The sequence below is a fragment of the Escherichia sp. MOD1-EC6162 genome (assembly GCF_002965125.1).
Classification (GTDB): domain Bacteria; phylum Pseudomonadota; class Gammaproteobacteria; order Enterobacterales; family Enterobacteriaceae; genus Escherichia; species Escherichia marmotae.
In genome coordinates, this window is the sequence record NZ_PTSB01000029.1 from 25,594 (window position 1) to 43,395 (window position 17,802).

17 protein-coding genes are annotated in these 17,802 nt (G+C 52.5%); 8 read left to right on the forward strand and 9 right to left on the reverse strand.

Annotated elements, in window-relative coordinates; all coding sequences use genetic code 11:
• Positions 1–218: 218 nt before the first annotated feature.
• Both mlrA and A9587_RS19505 read left to right on the forward strand, forming a co-directional pair.
• Positions 219–950, forward strand: coding sequence for an HTH-type transcriptional regulator MlrA (gene mlrA, locus A9587_RS19500; protein WP_001240391.1), 732 nt, complete (start codon positions 219–221; stop codon positions 948–950).
• A gap of 59 nt (positions 951–1,009) precedes the next feature.
• Complete coding sequence (locus tag A9587_RS19505; protein WP_001216965.1) at positions 1,010–1,117, forward strand: protein YohO; 108 nt, start codon at positions 1,010–1,012, stop codon at positions 1,115–1,117.
• Here the strand turns inward: A9587_RS19505 and A9587_RS19510 are convergent.
• The 5 genes from A9587_RS19510 to bglX all read right to left on the reverse strand — a co-directional run bounded on the left by A9587_RS19510 (position 1,098) and on the right by bglX (position 7,386).
• The gene (locus A9587_RS19510; protein WP_001516698.1) at positions 1,098–1,829 is read right to left on the reverse strand and encodes an ABC transporter permease; all 732 of its coding nucleotides are present in this window, start codon (positions 1,827–1,829) and stop codon (positions 1,098–1,100) included. The two genes, A9587_RS19505 and A9587_RS19510, sit on opposite strands and share 20 nt — an antisense overlap.
• Before the next feature lie 4 nt (positions 1,830–1,833).
• Entirely contained in the window at positions 1,834–2,760 is a 927-nt protein-coding gene (gene yehX, locus A9587_RS19515; protein ID WP_000569388.1) for a glycine betaine ABC transporter ATP binding protein YehX, read from the reverse strand.
• Positions 2,753–3,910, reverse strand: a complete 1,158-nt coding sequence (locus tag A9587_RS19520; RefSeq protein ID WP_016248960.1) for an ABC transporter permease — start codon at positions 3,908–3,910, stop codon at positions 2,753–2,755. Before A9587_RS19520 ends, yehX begins: the two co-directional genes overlap by 8 nt.
• Positions 3,911–3,916: 6 nt before the next feature.
• Positions 3,917–4,834 (reverse strand): glycine betaine ABC transporter substrate-binding protein OsmF, encoded by a 918-nt coding sequence (gene osmF / locus A9587_RS19525; RefSeq protein ID WP_105263672.1) that lies wholly within the window; start codon positions 4,832–4,834, stop codon positions 3,917–3,919.
• A gap of 254 nt (positions 4,835–5,088) precedes the next feature.
• A complete protein-coding gene (gene bglX / locus A9587_RS19535) occupies positions 5,089–7,386 on the reverse strand; it encodes a beta-glucosidase BglX (protein WP_105263674.1) in 2,298 nt (765 codons plus the stop codon).
• Positions 7,387–7,581: 195 nt separating this feature from the next.
• Between bglX and dld the strand changes: the two genes are divergently transcribed.
• The gene (gene dld, locus A9587_RS19540; protein ID WP_000097358.1) at positions 7,582–9,297 is read left to right on the forward strand and encodes a D-lactate dehydrogenase; all 1,716 of its coding nucleotides are present in this window, start codon (positions 7,582–7,584) and stop codon (positions 9,295–9,297) included.
• Between the two features lie 698 nt (positions 9,298–9,995).
• On the opposite strand, the gene pbpG is transcribed toward dld, so the two are convergent.
• Together pbpG and A9587_RS19550 are read right to left on the reverse strand one after the other, a co-directional pair.
• Positions 9,996–10,925: a D-alanyl-D-alanine endopeptidase gene (pbpG, locus tag A9587_RS19545; RefSeq protein WP_038355335.1), complete on the reverse strand. Its 930-nt coding sequence runs from the start codon at positions 10,923–10,925 to the stop codon at positions 9,996–9,998.
• Positions 10,926–11,098: 173 nt separating this feature from the next.
• Positions 11,099–11,686 (reverse strand): Yip1 family protein, encoded by a 588-nt coding sequence (locus A9587_RS19550; RefSeq protein ID WP_010379386.1) that lies wholly within the window; start codon positions 11,684–11,686, stop codon positions 11,099–11,101.
• A 169-nt stretch (positions 11,687–11,855) separates the two neighbouring features.
• Here A9587_RS19550 and A9587_RS19555 point away from each other — a divergent pair, with 169 nt between their 5' ends.
• Positions 11,856–12,425, forward strand: a complete 570-nt coding sequence (locus tag A9587_RS19555) for a DedA family protein (protein ID WP_105263650.1) — start codon at positions 11,856–11,858, stop codon at positions 12,423–12,425.
• Between the two features lie 26 nt (positions 12,426–12,451).
• Here A9587_RS19555 and mdtQ read toward each other — a convergent pair whose 3' ends face one another.
• Positions 12,452–13,891 carry a multidrug resistance outer membrane protein MdtQ gene (gene mdtQ, locus A9587_RS19560; RefSeq protein WP_105263649.1) on the reverse strand — a complete coding sequence of 480 codons (1,440 nt, stop codon included), beginning with the start codon at positions 13,889–13,891 and terminating at the stop codon, positions 12,452–12,454.
• 223 nt (positions 13,892–14,114) lie between these two features.
• On the opposite strand from mdtQ, the gene yohP reads away from it, so the two are divergent.
• Positions 14,115–14,198: a small membrane protein YohP gene (yohP, locus tag A9587_RS25155; RefSeq protein ID WP_000691708.1), complete on the forward strand. Its 84-nt coding sequence runs from the start codon at positions 14,115–14,117 to the stop codon at positions 14,196–14,198.
• 180 nt (positions 14,199–14,378) lie between these two features.
• On the opposite strand, the gene dusC is transcribed toward yohP, so the two are convergent.
• A complete protein-coding gene (gene dusC, locus A9587_RS19575; protein WP_105263648.1) occupies positions 14,379–15,326 on the reverse strand; it encodes a tRNA dihydrouridine(16) synthase DusC in 948 nt (315 codons plus the stop codon).
• A 273-nt stretch (positions 15,327–15,599) separates the two neighbouring features.
• On the opposite strand from dusC, the gene A9587_RS19580 reads away from it, so the two are divergent.
• The 3 genes from A9587_RS19580 to cdd all read left to right on the forward strand — a co-directional run bounded on the left by A9587_RS19580 (position 15,600) and on the right by cdd (position 17,704).
• Positions 15,600–15,998 carry a CidA/LrgA family protein gene (locus A9587_RS19580; protein WP_001516704.1) on the forward strand — a complete coding sequence of 133 codons (399 nt, stop codon included), beginning with the start codon at positions 15,600–15,602 and terminating at the stop codon, positions 15,996–15,998.
• Positions 15,995–16,690, forward strand: coding sequence for a CidB/LrgB family autolysis modulator (locus A9587_RS19585; protein ID WP_105263647.1), 696 nt, complete (start codon positions 15,995–15,997; stop codon positions 16,688–16,690). Before A9587_RS19580 ends, A9587_RS19585 begins: the two co-directional genes overlap by 4 nt.
• 129 nt (positions 16,691–16,819) lie before the next feature.
• Positions 16,820–17,704 (forward strand): cytidine deaminase, encoded by an 885-nt coding sequence (gene cdd, locus A9587_RS19590; RefSeq protein WP_000553575.1) that lies wholly within the window; start codon positions 16,820–16,822, stop codon positions 17,702–17,704.
• Positions 17,705–17,802: the final 98 nt, after the last annotated feature.

The window sequence follows — 17,802 nt, forward strand, 5'->3', positions numbered from 1 at the left end:
AACCACAGATCCCTTAAACATGCGTAACATACATTGCCTGCGTTTAACTTTCTTTGAACTCTTGCAGAAAAATGAGAATTCGTGATTACGATCACTCAAAACAATCTGGCAAAAACAAAATCACCCTGAAGATGAACAAAAAACGGGCAAAACTACCTGGTTCGCAAAACTACGTCTAAAGTTAAACCGGGACCTCGCGAGCAAGGGTGGTAGGATGGATGGCGCTTTACACAATTGGTGAAGTGGCGTTGCTTTGTGATATCAATCCTGTCACGTTACGCGCGTGGCAGAGACGTTACGGATTGCTGAAACCACAGCGGACCGACGGCGGTCATCGCCTGTTCAACGATGCGGATATCGACCGGATCCGGGAGATCAAACGCTGGATCGACAACGGCGTGCAGGTGAGCAAAGTCAAAATGCTACTCAGTAATGAAAATGTTGATGTGCAGAACGGCTGGCGCGATCAGCAAGAAACTCTGCTTAATTACCTGCAAAGCGGCAATCTGCAAAGTCTGCGAATGTGGATCAAAGAGCGCGGTCAGGATTATCCCGCTCAGACCCTCACCACACATCTGTTTATTCCTCTGCGCCGACGGCTTCAGTGTCAGCAGCCAACCCTCCAGACGTTGCTGGCGATCCTTGATGGCGTGTTGATCAACTACATCGCCATTTGTCTGGCCTCGGCACGTAAAAAACAGGGCAAAGATGCGCTGGTCGTCGGCTGGAATATTCAGGACACCACCCGCCTGTGGCTGGAAGGCTGGATCGCCAGCCAACAGGGATGGCGTATTGATGTTCTCGCTCACTCGCTCAATCAGCTACGCCCGGAACTGTTCGAAGGCCGAACATTATTGGTATGGTGCGGTGACAACCAGTCTCCCGCCCAGCAGCAGCAACTTACCCACTGGCAAGAGCAAGGACATGATATTTTCCCGCTTGGCATTTAATGATTCGTTAACAAATGCGCTTTACTGTACAATCCTTTCGTTAACATAAGGAGTGCATTATGCGCATAGCTAAAATTGGGGTTATCACCCTGTTCCTGTTGATGGCGTTAGGCGGTATCGGTGGCGTCATGCTCGCAGGTTATACCTTTATTTTGCGTGCTGGCTAAGTCGCTGCACCAGCCGTTCAAACAGGCGGTCTACGATGATCGCCGCCAGTGCCACCAGCAACGCCCCCTGAATGACATAAGCGGTATTAAATCCGCTAAGTCCGATGATGATCGGCGTTCCCAGCGTGCTGGCCCCGACCGTTGAGGCGATGGTCGCCGTGCCAATGTTGATAATCACCGAAGTCCGCACGCCAGCCAGAATCACTGGTGCGGCCAACGGTAACTCCACTTTACGCAATCGCTGACTCCGGCTCATTCCCATACCTTTGGCAACGTCTGTCACGCTATCATCAATCGCTCCCAGTCCGGCAAGTGTCGCCTGTAAGATGGGCAATACACCATAAAGGATCAGCGCAATAATCGCTGGCTGCAGACCAAACCCCATCACCGGAACGGCAATCGCCAGTACCGCTACGGGTGGAAAAGTCTGCCCAACGGCGGCTATGTTTTCCACCATCGGGCGAAACTCCGCGCCCCACGCGCGAGTGACCGCAATTCCTGCACCGACGCCAATAGCCACGGCAAACAAACTTGAGATCCCCACCAGCCAGAAATGGGCCAGCGCCAGGGAAGCAAAACTTTCTTGCTGATAAACAGGCCGCGGCAGTTGTGGGAATAAGGCACCGAACAGCGGCTGGCTGTATGGCAGCCAGAAAATCAGCGCCACAAACAGGGCAATCAACCAGAAAAGCGGATCGCGCACTATTTTCATGCGATTACGCCTCCATCAGCAGATCCTGAAAATGCAGTGTGCCGCAAGGTTGGCCTTGAGCGTTAACCACCGGCAGCACTTCACAGCCACGGGCGACAAACAATGAGAGTGCATCACGTAGCGTCATCTCTTCTGCCAGCGCCTCACCTTCAGCACGTTCGTTGCGGCGCACATAATCGGTCACACTGCGTAACGATAACAGGCGCACGCCCAGCTCGCTGTGACCAAAAAACTGGCGCACAAAATCATTCGCCGGACGGGTAAGCATCGCCAGCGGATTGCCCTGCTGCACCACTTCACCATGATCCATCAGCACCAGATGCTCCGCCAGGCGCAGCGCCTCATCGATATCGTGAGTCACCAGCACAATGGTGCGCCCCAGCAAACGGTGAATGCGCGTCATCTCTTGTTGCAACGCGCCGCGCGTTACCGGATCCAGTGCGCCAAACGGTTCATCCATCAGCAAGACTTGTGGATCGGCAGCCAGTGCACGGGCAACCCCCACGCGCTGCTGCTGACCGCCGGAAAGCTGATGCGGATAACGCTCGCGTAAATTTGCCTCCAGCCCCAGTAGCGCCATTAATTCGTCGATACGATCGTCAATTCGCGCCCGCGACCATTTTTGTAATTGCGGTACGGTGGCGATATTTTGCGCCACGCTCCAGTGGGGAAATAAACCTATCGACTGAATGGCGTAGCCCATTCGGCGGCGCAGCTCCAGCACTGGCAGCGAACGAATCTCTTCTCCGGCAAAACGGATCACGCCACTGTCGTGCTCCACCAGGCGGTTGATCATCTTCAGAGTGGTTGATTTACCGGAGCCTGACGTGCCAATCAGCACCGAAAAGCTCCCCTCCTGAAAATTGAGATTGAGATCGTTAACGGCCTTTTGCGTGCCGAACTGTTTGCTGACATGGCTAAATTCAATCATGACTTTTCACCTTCAGCAGTGCGATAACCAAATCGAACAGCGCGTCGATCAGCACCGCCAGTACAATCACCGGGATCACCCCCAGCAACACTAAATCAATGGCACTGCTTAACAGTCCCTGAAAAACCAGCGCACCAAAACCGCCCGCGCCAATTAACGCCGCAATCACCGCCATACCGACGGTCTGCACCATTACCACCCGCAGACTGCGCAGAAATACCGGCAGCGCCAGAGGTAACTGGACATGAAGGAATCGCTGCCCCCCGCTCATGCCCATTGCTCTGGCGCTTTCCAGCACATCGCGCGGGATCTGGTTCAAGCCCACTACCACGCCGCGCACCAGCGGCAACAAGGCATAGAGCACCAGGGCAATCAATGCTGGCGTCATGCCTGTTCCTGCTATGCCGAGCGTCCCCAGCCACGGAAAGGTAGCGGCCAGTCCGGCAAGCGGTGCGATCAACAAACCAAACAGCGCCACCGAAGGCACGGTCTGAATGACATTGAGTAAAGAAAAAATCGCCCCCTGCCGCGCGGTGGAAAAGTAGCACCAGACGCCCAATGGTACGCCGATAACCAGCGCAGGCAGTACCGAACCAAACAGCAGTGCCAGATGTTGAGCCAGTGCATCATCGAATACATCCTGACGGTTGGCATACTCTTTCATTAACGAAAGATCGTTAAGCGTGCCAGAGAACAGTAACCACAACGGAATAATGGCGATCTGAATATGCAGCAACCAGCGCCATAGCGGATGCGTGGAAATTCGCCGGATAGCATCGCTACAGGCCAGCAGCGCCAGCGCCGCAGCCAGCCAGAAGCCACTGCCGAGGCTGGTACGCGCCAGGGCGCTACCACTTTGCGCCAGTTGCGTCGCGGCTTTTCCTGCCCCCCATACCAGCAAAATAAACACCAGTTGCGCGAGGAGAAAAGCAAAAATGCTGCCTTTTCTTCCGGGAACGAAACAAGCAGTCAGCCATGCGCAACCAACGCCCACCAGCATCCAGATGGTTTGCGGCCACAACTGCCAGAGTTGTCGACCTTCACCAGAAACTAATCGGTTAGGTGCGTAACTGATAAACGGCAACGCCGCTGCTATTGCCATCAGTAACAGCAGCAACGCCAGAACAGAGTTAATACGAAGATGCGCCACGGGAAATTACTTCGTCCACCCTTTTTGTTTCAGGTAGTCGGCAGCCACTTTTTTCGCGTCCAGCCCTTCTACAGCAATACTGGCATTCAATTGCTGCAACGTCTTTTCATCGAGGCTGGCGAAGACAGGCTGTAGCCACTGCGCCATTTGCGGATACTCTTTCAACACCGACGCACGCACCACTGGCGCAGGCGCGTAAATTGGCTGGACACCTTTCGGATCGCTTAATGTTTGTAGCCCCAGCGCTGCTACCGGGCCGTCAGTACCGTAGGCCATCGCCGCATTAACGCCGGACGTTTGCTGGGCTGCGGCTTTAATCGTTACTGCCGTGTCGCCACCTGCCAGTGACAGCAACTGATCCTGATCGAGTTTAAATTCATAGGCTTTTTCAAAAGCGGGCAGCGCATCGGCACGTTCAATAAACTCTGCCGAGGCCGCCAGTTTAAAGGTGCCACCGTCTTTCAGATAACGACTGAGATCGGCAAGCGAAGTGAGTTTGTTTTTTTCTGCCATATCCTGACGCACGGCGATGGTCCAGGTGTTATTCGCAGGTGCGGGCGTCAGCCAGATTAACTGGTTTTGCTCTGCATCGAGTTTTTTGACCTTCTCGTAGCCTTGTTGCGCGTTTTTCCATGCCGCATCGTTTTCATCTTTAAAGAAGAAAGCACCATTGCCGGTGTATTCCGGGTAAATATCCAGTTCGCCCGAAGTAATCGCCCCGCGCACCACTGGCGTGGTGCCAAGCTGGACTTTATTTACCGTGGGAACGCCGTGGTTTTCCAGCACCTGCAAAATGATGTTGCCGAGCAGTGCGCCTTCGGTATCGATTTTCGAACCGACTTTAACGGGGGAAGCCGCCTGTAGCGGCAGGCTCACGGCGGCTATCAAAACCAGTGAACCGGCCTGGAGCTTTGAGAGTGGCATGATGCTTTCCTCATTCTTTTACTGTTGTTTTCAGAGAATTAAGAAAAAAGCATAGTTGATAATGACGGGATTAGCCTGACAGGACGAATTCAGTGGCAGAATCAGATAAATACTGAAGAGGGAAATACTGCCCGCGTTTTTTGCCGGATGCGGCGCGAGCGCCTTATCCAGTCTACGGGGTGTTTGCAACCTGTAGGCCTGATAAGCGCAGCGCATCAGGCAAAGGGCGCAAACGTCGCGCCCTTCATAAAGAGTTACAGCAACTCAAACTCGCCTTTCTTAACGCGTGCGGAATCAGTGCCGATAAAGACGTTGAACTTGCCGGGTTCGGCGTCATATTTCATCTGCTGATTCCAGAACTTCAACGCCTCAATATCGATCGGGAAGCTGACGGTTTGGGTTTCACCCGGTTTCAGGGTGATTTTCTCAAAGCCTTTCAGTTGTTTCACCGGACGGCTCATGGAAGCCGTCACATCCTGCAAGTACATCTGGACAACCGTCGCCCCTTCGCGTTTGCCGGTATTTGTCACCTGCACGCTGGCGGTCACTTTGCCGTCACGCTTCATGGTCGGCGCAGAAAGTTTCACATCAGAGACGGTGAAAGTGGTATAGCTCAGACCATAACCGAACGGATAAAGCGCCCCGTTTGCTTCATCGAAATAACGTGAAGTGTATTTGTTTGGCTTGTCGGCGTTATACGGACGCCCCGTGTTCAGATGGCTGTAATAAACCGGGATCTGCCCGACAGAACGCGGGAAGGACATCGGCAGCTTGCCAGACGGGTTGTAATCGCCAAACAGCACATCGGCAATCGCATTCCCGCCTTCAGTACCGGCAAACCAGGTTTCCAGAATCGCGTCGGCTTGCTGATCTTCTTTCACCAGCGCCAGCGGGCGACCGTTCATTAACACCAGCACCAACGGTTTACCAGTGGCTTTCAGGGCAGCAATCAAATCGCGCTGGCTTTGCGGGATGGTGATATCGGTACGGCTGGAGGCTTCGTGCGCCATCCCCTGAGCTTCACCGACCACAGCCACCACCACATCAGCTTGTTTCGCGGTCTGCACCGCTTCATCAATCATCTCTTGCGGCGAGCGCGGATCGACTTTTACCGCTTCTTCATACTGATTCAGGAAGTCTATAATGCCTTTATCACTGGTAACGTTCGCCCCTTTGGCGTACAGCACTTTACCGTTTTCACCAACGGCATTTTTAATCCCGGTTAGCACAGTCACGGATTGATCGACGACACCTGCTGCCGACCAGCTTCCCATTACGTCACGTTTGCTGTCTGCCAGTGGGCCAACCACCGCAATGGTTGCCGATTTTTTCAGCGGTAACGTTTCGAGACGGTTTTTCAGCAACACCAGGCTTTCGCGCGCCACTTCACGTGCTTCTTTGCGGTGCAAACGGCTTTCGGCATTGGTATCCGCCGGGTCAGACTCTTTCGGCCCAAGATGGCTGTACGGATCGTTAAACAACCCCATATCGTATTTAACGTTCAACACGTGGCGAGTGGCGTCATCCAGTTCTTCCATCGTCACTTTGCCGGATTTGATCAAACCAGGCAGATACTTCGAGTAATACTCGTCACTCATGCTCATATTGATACCGGACTTAAGCGCCACCCGCACCGCATCTTCCGGGTCTGCCGCCGTGCCGTGTTTGATCAGCTCTTTGATTGCACCATGATCGGAAACCGTGATGCCTTTAAAACCCCACTGATCGCGCAGAACATCTTTCAGCAACCAGGAATCGGAAGTTGCCGGTGTACCATTGAGCGAGTTCAGCGCCACCATCACCGCGCCGCTGCCTGCATCCAGCCCCGCTTTGTACGGCGGCATATAATCATTAAACAGACGCTGCGGACTCATATCGACGGTGTTGTACTCTTTACCGCCTTCTACCGCACCGTAAGCAGCGAAGTGTTTAACGCTGGTCATCACCGAGTAGCGATCTGCCGGACTTTTGCCCTGCATCGCTTCAACCATAGTTTTACCCATAATTGAGGTGAGATACGTATCTTCGCCAAAACCTTCGGAAGCTCGTCCCCAGCGCGGATCGCGCGAGACGTCGACCATCGGCGCCCAGGTCATGTTCAGGCCATCGTCTGCCGCTTCATAAGCTGAAACGCGCCCCACGGTTTTCACTGCATCGAGGTTAAAAGAGGACGCCAGACCAAGGCTAATCGGGAAAACGGTACGCTGACCGTGCAGCACGTCGTAGGCAAAGAAGAGAGGAATTTTCAGGCGGCTTAGTTCCATCACCTGATCCTGCATGGCGCGGATATCCTGGCGAGTCACGGTGTTAAAAATCGCCCCCACCTGCCCATCTTTGATCATCTCGCGGATCGCCTCTTTCGGGTTATCCGGGCCAACGCTGATTAAACGAAGCTGACCAATTTTCTCATCAACCGTCATTTTCTTGAGCAGATCGGTGACGAATGTATCCCGCGCTTCGGGCGTTAATGGATGGTTGCCGAACAAATCATCCGCCAGTGCTGGTTGTAGGGCCAGACTCACCGCGATACCTACTGAACATAGCCATTTCATATGGATTTTTCTTCCTCTGTTGCCCGACGTGGCAGCGAAAATGGTGCAAAAACCGTAGTTTGCCATAAGCATGATGGAGAGAGAAAAAGAATGCTCTGTTTATTGTCTGAATTTTCAAAATATTCACTCGCTGAATTGTCGTACAAGGCGCTATTCTAGTTTGTGATGTTTTTTCGCCACCACAAGGAGTGGAAAATGTCTTCCATGACAACAACTGATAATAAAGCCTTTTTGAATGAACTTGCCCGCCTGGTGGGTCATTCACACCTGCTCACCGATCCCGCAAAAACGGCCCGCTATCGCAAGGGCTTCCGCTCCGGTCAGGGCGACGCGCTGGCCGTTGTTTTCCCAGGCTCGCTACTGGAGTTGTGGCGGGTACTGAAAGCCTGCGTCACCGCTGACAAAATTATTCTGATGCAAGCCGCCAATACCGGCCTGACCGAAGGCTCCACGCCAAACGGTAACGATTATGATCGCGATATCGTTATCATCAGCACCCTGCGACTCGACAAACTGCACGTTCTCGGCAAGGGTGAGCAAGTGCTGGCATATCCTGGCACCACGCTTTATTCGCTGGAAAAAGCCCTGAAACCATTGGGGCGCGAACCGCACTCGGTGATTGGTTCATCCTGCATTGGCGCATCAGTCATCGGGGGGATCTGTAACAACTCCGGCGGCTCGCTGGTACAGCGTGGTCCGGCGTATACCGAAATGTCGTTGTTCGCGCGCATTGATGAAAACGGCAAACTGACGCTGGTCAACCATCTGGGGATTGATCTGGGCGAAACGCCGGAGCAGATCCTCAGCAAACTGGATGACGATCGCATCAAAGATGACGATGTACGCCACGATGGCCGCCACGCCCACGATTATGATTATGTTCACCGCGTGCGTGACATCGAAGCCGACACCCCCGCACGTTATAACGCTGACCCGGATCGACTGTTTGAAGCCTCCGGCTGCGCCGGTAAGCTGGCGGTATTCGCGGTACGTCTCGACACTTTCGCAGCAGAGAAAAATCAGCAGGTGTTTTATATCGGCACCAATCAGCCGGAAGTCCTGACTGAAATCCGCCGCCATATTCTGGCCAATTTTGAAAATCTGCCGGTTGCCGGGGAATACATGCACCGGGATATCTACGATATCGCGGAAAAATACGGCAAAGACACCTTCCTGATGATCGATAAACTTGGCACCGACAAGATGCCACTCTTCTTTAATATCAAAGGGCGTACCGATGCGATGCTGGAAAAAGTAAAATTCTTCCGCCCGCATTTTACCGACCGTGCGATGCAGAAATTCGGCCATCTGTTCCCCAGCCATTTGCCCCCGCGTATGAAAAGCTGGCGCGATAAATATGAACATCATCTGCTGTTAAAAATGGCGGGCGATGGCATTGGCGAAGCCAAATCCTGGCTGGTGGATTATTTCAAACAGGCGGAAGGTGATTTCTTTGTCTGTACGCCGGAGGAAGGCAGCAAAGCATTTTTGCACCGTTTCGCAGCAGCAGGTGCGGCAATTCGTTATCAGGCGGTGCATTCCGATGAAGTCGAAGACATTCTGGCACTGGATATCGCTCTGCGTCGTAATGACACCGAGTGGTATGAGCATTTGCCGCCGGAGATCGATAGCCAGTTAGTGCATAAACTCTATTACGGCCATTTTATGTGTTACGTCTTCCACCAGGATTACATCGTTAAAAAAGGTGTGGATGTGCATGCGTTGAAGGAGCAGATGCTGGAACTATTGCAGCAGCGCGGCGCACAATATCCCGCCGAACATAACGTTGGTCATTTGTATAAGGCACCGGAGACGCTGCAGAAGTTTTATCGCGAGAACGATCCGACCAACAGTATGAACCCGGGGATCGGTAAAACCAGCAAGCGAAAAAACTGGCAGGAAGTAGAGTAAATACGGCTGGATGCCTGATGCAGATGTAGGCCAGATAAGATGCGCAGGCATCGCATCAGGCACGGGCACCTAATGCCGGATGCGGCGTGAACGCCTTATCCGGCCTACGGACGCGTCACGTTTGTAGGCCTGATAAGATGCGCAGGCATCGCATCAGGCACGGGCACCTAATGCCGGATGCGCCGTGAACGCCTTATCCTGCCTACGGACGCGTCACATTTGTAGGCCTGATAAGATGCGCAGGCATCGCATCAGGCACGGGCACCTAATACCGGATGCGCCGTGAACGCCTTATCCTGCCTACGGACGCGTCACGTTTGTAGGCCTGATAAGATGCGCAGGCATCGCATCAGGCACGGGCACCTAATACCGGATGCGCCGTGAACGCCTTATCCTGCCTACGGACGCGTCACGTTTGTAGGCCTGATAAGATGCGCAGGCATCGCATCAGGCACGGGCATCTAATGCCGGATGCGCCGTGAACGCCTTATCCTGCCTACGGACGCGTCACGTTTGTAGGCCTGATAAGATGCGCAGGCATCGCATCAGGTACGGGCACCTAATACCGGATGCGGCGTGAACGCCTTATCCTGCCTACGGACGCGTCACGTTTGTAGGCCTGATAAGATGCGCAGGCATCGCATCAGGCTCGGGCACCTAATGCCGGATGCGCCGTGAACGCCTTATCCTGCCTACCCTTAATCGTTCTGAGCCGTCTGCCCAGCCGCCATCTGGGCGGCTTTTTGTTTTTTATAGCTCAACGCCGCTGCCGGAACAGGCATCACTTTGCCGGTTTCAATCCACGTGCGTAAACGACTCGCATCGGCAAAATGGGTATATTTGCCAAATGCATCCATCACCACCAACGCCACCGGTTTATTATTGAAGACCGTACGCATTACCAGGCAATGCCCCGCCGCATTAGTAAAACCGGTTTTGGTTAACTGGATATTCCAGTTATCGCGATACACCAGGTGGTTAGTATTACGGAATGGCAAGGTATAAGCCGGGTTTGAGAAGGTCGCCATCTCTTCGCGAGTGGTACTTAACTGACCAATCAACGGATACTGTTTGGTGGCAATCAGCAGTTTGGTTAAATCACGGGCAGTTGAAACGTTATGCACCGACAATCCGGTCGGTTCAACGAAGCGCGTGTTGTTCATTCCGAGAGATTTCGCTTTCGCATTCATCGCATTAATAAATGCGTTATAGCCACCAGGATAATGGTGCGCCAGGCTTGCCGCTGCGCGGTTTTCTGAAGACATCAGCGCCAACAACAGCATCTCTTTGCGGCTGATTTCGCTGTTCAGTCGCACGCGCGAATAAACGCCTTTCATCTCTGGCGTCTGGCTGATATCCACTTTCAGTTTTTCATCCAGCGGCAATCGTGCGTCAAGCACCACCATCGCAGTCATTAATTTGGTAATTGAAGCAATCGGACGCACCAAATCCGGGTGGTTCGAATAGATCACTTTGTTGGTATTGAGATCAACAATCATCGCACTACCGGAGGCAATTTCCGGCTGCGAAGCTGTAGTCGCGGCTGCCGTTTTGGCAACGGCCTGAGGCGCAAAAGGCACAGCCAGCATCAGGGCCAGGCTAAATAAAGAAACTCGAAATTTCGGCATGATGAGCATTCAGATAGTGGTTCACGCGCATGGGTTGCGCACCGCCGGAGTAAGGATTTACTGAGGCTGGCGAGGCCATCATAACGAGCAAAAAGTGCGATCGTCAAAGGAGAATCGTGAGGAAATGCTGCATTGCTGATATTTACGCCAGCAATGCAGCACAAAAGAACTTTCTAGAACAGGCGATAACCGTAACCCCACAGAATAACGGTAATGGCGAGCAGCACTTCCAGCACCAGCACGCCAATCGCCAGTGTCGAACTGGAGAAGCTAAGACCTTCCTCTTTGTTGATATTCAGAAAGCTTGGAATACCGAGATAAAGCAGATAGCCGGTGTAAAACAGCGCCACCGTTCCCACCAGCGCACACAGCCAGACCAACGGGTAAAGCGCCACCAGGCCGCTTAAAAACAGCGGTGTTGCAACGTAGCCCGCGAAAACCATACAGTGCGCAAGCGACGGGCGCTGTGGGTAATTGCGTGCCATCCACCAGATGACCCGTCCCATCACTGCCACCCCAGCCAGCATAACGCCATAAAACAAGACAGCCAGCGCCAGTCCGGTAAACCAGGATAACTTCAGGATAGTGCCATCGCCAAAATTCCAGCCGATTTGTGTAGTGCCAATAAAGGCGCAGATCACCGGGATCGCCGCCATCAGCAGAACGTGGTGGGTGTAGTGATGAGAAATCGTTTCGTTTTCACGATTAATCACCTGCATTTCACGATCGGGATGGGAAAACAGTCCCCAGACATGGCTCATACCGCCCCCTTGTTGTGAGTTCATGAACCTGACAGTTCAAGTATAAGTCAGCTTGTGGTTGTTTTTTGTTCTGACGCAAAATTTGCGTCGCGTGATAAAACGCCTTCTCCTGCGTAAACAATTCACAGGGTGTATGCTTACAGACAATCAAACGGAGACAGACCGATCTATGGATCTCAATACACTCATCTCACAATATGGTTATGCCGCGCTGGTGCTCGGTAGTCTGGCAGAGGGTGAAACCGTGACATTGCTGGGAGGCGTTGCGGCACATCAGGGATTATTAAAATTCCCACTGGTGGTTCTTTCTGTGGCGCTTGGCGGCATGATTGGCGACCAGGTGCTTTATCTGTGCGGACGGCGATTTGGCGGCAAACTGTTACGCCGTTTATCAAAACATCAGGACAAAATTGAGCGCGCACAAAAGCTGATCCAGCGTCATCCTTATCTGTTTGTCATCGGCACGCGTTTTATGTACGGCTTTCGGGTGATTGGCCCAACGCTAATTGGTGCCAGCCAGCTCCCACCGAAAATCTTTCTGCCACTGAATATTCTCGGCGCGCTGGCCTGGGCGCTGATTTTTACCGCTATTGGTTACGCGGGAGGCCAGGTGATTGCGCCGTGGCTGCACAATCTCGATCAGCATTTGAAACACTGGATTTGGTTGATTCTGGTCGTGGTTCTGGTGGTTGGCGTGCGCTGGTGGCAGAAACGGCGTGGGAAGAGAAACGCTGGATAAACCTAACGTCCCCACAGGCATACTCATCAGCTACGTTTATAACCACCACCCAGCGCACCGGTGAGCTGAATGGACGCATCCAGCCATTGCCCTTGCAAAAGCAGACCGTTCGCCCGTTCACGGAGCGCCGGGATTCGGGCTTCGCTGATGCGAGAACCTGCGATGATACCTGCGTTAAAACGCGCCTGCGCCAGACCAACTACCCGCAGGGCATCGCGCTCAATTTGCGCCTGATGCTGATTTTTCTCCGCCAGTGTCTGAACCTGAGTTGCTGCCCGCGCCACGTCATTCACCGCTTCAACCACCGCTTTGTTGTAACTGGCGATCGACAAATTGCTTTCGGCTTTCACAATATCAAGGTTGGCGTTAAGACGACCACTATCGAAAATAGGTAGCGTCAGACCTGCCGTAACGCCCATTTGCTGCGCAGAATGACGGAACAAATCGCTTAAGTGCAGCGCATCTTGTTGCAGAAAGGCCATCAGGTTGATGTCGGGGTAAAAGGCAGCTTTTGCCGCATCGATGGTGCTTAAGGATGATGCAACGTACCAGTGTGCCGCCTGTAAGTCTGCCCGGCGAGCCAGCAAAGAATAGCCCAGGTCGTCAGGAAGTTTGCTTTCCACTTTGGGCAGCGCAACCGGATGCAGTTTTAAGGCGCTCATCTGGCTGTTAGTCAGCGCAGTTAGCCGCGCCTCAATAATTTTCATTTTCCCCGCGACATCGTTGAGCTGTTGCCGGGTTTTGCTGGCATTGATATCGGTTTCGACACCTTCAACCGACGAGGTAATGCCGCGCAGATATAACTGGCGGTCGGTCGCGATAATCGTGTTCTGCTCTTTTTCGATTTGCTGCAAGACAGTGTTTAAAGCTGCCAGGGTTTGCCACTCCCAGTACAAACGAGCCACACTGCCTGCCAGCAATTGCCGGGTCTGCTCGCGTTCTGCCGCCTGCGCTTTTACCGTACCGAGGCGCGCAGTCACTTCCGCCCGATTCTTTCCCCAGATATCGAGATGCCAGCCCGCCATTAAACCAAAGGTGCCGTTGGTGTACCAAGGGCCGGTAGTGCCTGCGGCAGGATCGTCCAGGGCAAACGGCCCCATTAACCCTTCTGCCGACATTTTTTGCCGTTCCATATCCGCAGAAAAATCGAGCTGTGGACCATCCTGGGCGGCGACGGCCTTCGCCTGTGCTTCAGCCAGTTGAATGCGCTGTTCAGCAACCTGCATATCCGGCGCATTCTGTATGGCATTATTAATTAAGGAAGTGAGTTGATTATCGTGATATTCCAGCCACCACTGACTGTCCGGCCAGCCGTTTTTCAGAGATACCGGTAATGCGGTGTCAACATGTGTGGCGGGCGTTTGCTGGCTTAAAGCCTGGTGTGTTTCATGCATAGGCGCACACCCGGCCAGAGTAAGTAACAACGGAAAACAGGCGATTGCCGGATAAAAGGAATCACGATTCATGGGGGAGTAATCAGGTAAGAAAAGGTGCGCGGAGATTACCGTGTGTTGCGATATATTTTTTAGTTTCGCGTGGCAATACATCAGTGGCAATAAAGCGACATATTCAGAAAAATATAAAGTAAGTGAATGATATTCTCCGATTTATCTTAATTCTTTATGAATGGCGGCAAAGGGTTTTGTTTTTTCCTATACTTATTTAGCACTCACAAATAAAGGAACGCCAATGAAAATTATACTCTGGGCAGTATTGATTATTTTCCTGATTGGGCTACTGGTGGTGACTGGCGTATTTAAGATGATATTTTAAAATTAATTAATGTCATCAGCTCCGAAAATAACGAGGATATTTCAGTCTCTCATCCTGTTGCGCCCCTGTCATGTACATTGCTTCATATAATCACTGGCGCAAGGAGCACGCAGGGGGTGGATAATCACCTCCTCCCCCTGCCCCCCGGCTTATCCCTTATGGCTATCGGGTCGATGATTTTTAGAGTTTTTCTATATCAATCGCCTGAATAGCCCTTGCAATATCAGGGGAATTATTCAACACCCGAACATGATGAAATAAATCCGTTGCTTCATCATATTCTTTACGCAAATAACTCAACCACTGCTTAATCCGTGCGACGTGATATAACCCGGTATCGCCCTGTTTTTCCAGACGGGTATATTTTTGCAGCAATGCAACGACCTCCGGCCACGGCATCCGCGGTTCGTTATATTTCACCACTCGGCTCAGGTTAGGAATATTAAGCGCCCCACGCCCAATCATCACCGCGTCACAACCGCTGATAGCCATACATTGTTGCGCACTCTGCCAGTCCCAGATTTCTCCGTTGGCAATAACCGGAATGGCCAATCGCTGACGAATATCGCCTATCGCCTGCCAGTCGATATGCTCCGCACGGTAACCCTGCTCCTTTGTCCGCCCATGAACGACCAGTTCCGTAGCCCCAGCCTGCTGGACAGCATCGGCAATTTCAAACTTCTTATCACCGCTGTCCCAACCAAGCCGCACTTTCACACTGACGGGTAAATGCGCCGGTACAGCTTCGCGCATCGCTTTTGCACCCTGATAGATAAGTTCAGGATCTTTGAGTAACGTTGCCCCGCCGCCACTGCCGTTAACCGTTTTCGACGGGCAACCGCAGTTGAGATCCACGCCCCAGGAACCCAACTCCACCGCACGGGCGGCGTTCTCTGCTAACCATTGCGGGAACTGCCCCAGCAGTTGTACCCGCACCAGTGTCCCGGAAGGCGTTCGACTGGCGTTTTGCAGCTCAGGACAAATGCGATGAAAAACTTTTACCGGCAGCAGTTGATCCACCACGCGGACAAATTCGGTGATGCACAGATCGTAGTCATTAACTTCGGTCAGTAATTCACGCACCAGGGAGTCAAGCACACCCTCCATCGGTGCCAGTAACACACGCATATCATCACCCGCAAAAAAATGAGGCGCTATGGTAGCGCCTCCGGTCAACGGATTAAAGGTCTGCAGAGAGGGATTGCTGCAAACTACAATCCCTCTCTATGCTTGATGTATGGCTGGCGCGCTTTCTGATCTGCAAAAGTATGGTATGCCTGAGTTCGCTGCTCACATCGTCATGCCCTGGCGCGAAAAATAAGCGATGTTTTCTTAATGTGATCGGTAGCACATTTTACAGATTAATTGTATGATGAATCCATCTCATCTGGGGTGTTGATTATGAGTAAGACACTGAACATTATCTGGCAATATTTACGCGCTTTTGTCCTGATTTATGCCTGCCTGTATGCAGGCATTTTCATTGCTTCCCTGCTACCGGTAACCATTCCGGGCAGCATCATCGGGATGCTAATCCTGTTTGTCCTGCTGGCCTTGCAAATTCTTCCGGCGAAGTGGGTCAATCCGGGGTGTTACGTACTGATTCGCTATATGGCACTGTTGTTTGTGCCAATTGGCGTAGGCGTAATGCAATATTTTGATTTGCTACGCGCACAGTTTGGCCCGGTGGTGGTTTCCTGTGCCATTAGTACGCTGGTGGTTTTTCTGGTGGTGAGCTGGAGTTCGCACCTGGTACACGGTGAACGTAAAGTCATAGGTCAGAAAGGATCAGAAAAATGATGGCGAATATCTGGTGGTCATTACCGCTGACATTGATTGTCTTTTTTGCCGCCCGCAAACTGGCAACACGGTATAAGTTTCCGTTGCTTAACCCGTTGCTGGTGGCAATGGTGGTGATCATTCCTTTTTTAATGCTGACCGGCATCTCTTACGACAGCTACTTTAAAGGTAGCGAAGTGTTAAACGATCTGTTGCAACCGGCGGTGGTCGCACTGGCCTATCCTTTATATGAACAACTGCACCAGATCCGCGCGCGCTGGAAATCCATCATCACTATCTGTTTTATCGGTAGCGTGGTCGCGATGGTGACGGGGACTTGCGTAGCATTGTTGATGGGCGCTTCACCGGAAATCGCTGCATCAATATTACCGAAATCGGTTACCACACCAATTGCGATGGCCGTTGGTGGCAGTATTGGCGGTATTCCGGCAATCAGCGCGGTTTGTGTGATTTTTGTCGGTATTTTGGGTGCGGTGTTTGGTCATACGCTACTCAATGCGATGCGTATTCGTACCAAAGCAGCGCGTGGCCTGGCGATGGGGACGGCCTCTCACGCCCTCGGAACAGCGCGCTGTACCGAGCTGGATTATCAGGAAGGCGCATTTAGTTCGCTGGCGTTGGTGTTATGCGGGATTATTACCTCGCTGGTTGCACCATTTCTTTTCCCGATTATTCTGGCAGTAATGGGCTAAAATTTGCGATGCGTCGCGCATTTTTGATGTAAGTTTCACGCGTTGCATAATTAATGAGATTCAGATCACATATAAAGCCATAATGGGTTCGTAAACTGTTATCCCATTACATGATTATGAGGCAACGCCATGCATCCACGTTTTCAAACTGCTTTTGCCCAACTTGCGGATAACTTGCAATCTGCACTGGAACCCATTCTGGCAGATAAGTATTTCCCCGCGTTGTTGACCAGAGAGCAGGTCTCTTCGCTGAAGAGCGCAACGGGGCTGGACGAAGACGCGCTGGCTTTCGCACTGCTACCACTGGCGGCGGCCTGTGCCCGCACGCCATTGTCGAATTTTAATGTTGGTGCCATTGCGCGCGGCGTGAGTGGAACCTGGTATTTTGGTGCCAATATGGAATTTATTGGCGCAACAATGCAGCAAACCGTTCATGCCGAACAAAGCGCAATCAGCCACGCCTGGCTGAGCGGTGAGAAAGCGCTCGCGGCCATCACCGTTAACTACACACCTTGTGGTCACTGCCGTCAGTTTATGAACGAACTGAACAGCGGGCTGGATCTACGCATTCATCTGCCGGGCCGCGAAGCGCATGCGCTGCGTGACTATTTGCCGGATGCCTTTGGGCCGAAAGATCTGGAGATTAAGACACTGCTGATGGACGAGCAGGATCACGGCTATGCGCTGACTGGCGATGCGCTTTCTCAGGCGGCAATTGCCGCGGCCAACCGTTCGCACATGCCTTACAGCAAGTCTCCAAGCGGCGTGGCGCTGGAATGCAAAGACGGTCGTATTTTCAGTGGTAGCTATGCTGAAAACGCCGCATTCAACCCAACTCTACCGCCGTTGCAGGGCGCATTAATTCTGTTAAATCTCAAAGGTTATGATTACCCGGATATTCAGCGGGCGATTCTGGCAGAAAAAGCCGATGCGCCGCTGGTTCAGTGGGATGCAACCTCGGCAACGCTGAAAGCTCTCGGTTGTCACAATATCGACCGCGTGCTTCTCGCTTAAGCCCGGTGCCGGATGCGGCGTGAACGCCTGATCCGGCCTACAGAGTGCAAAATTTCGTAGGCCGGATAAGCGTAGCGCATCCGGCATTTCTACTCACC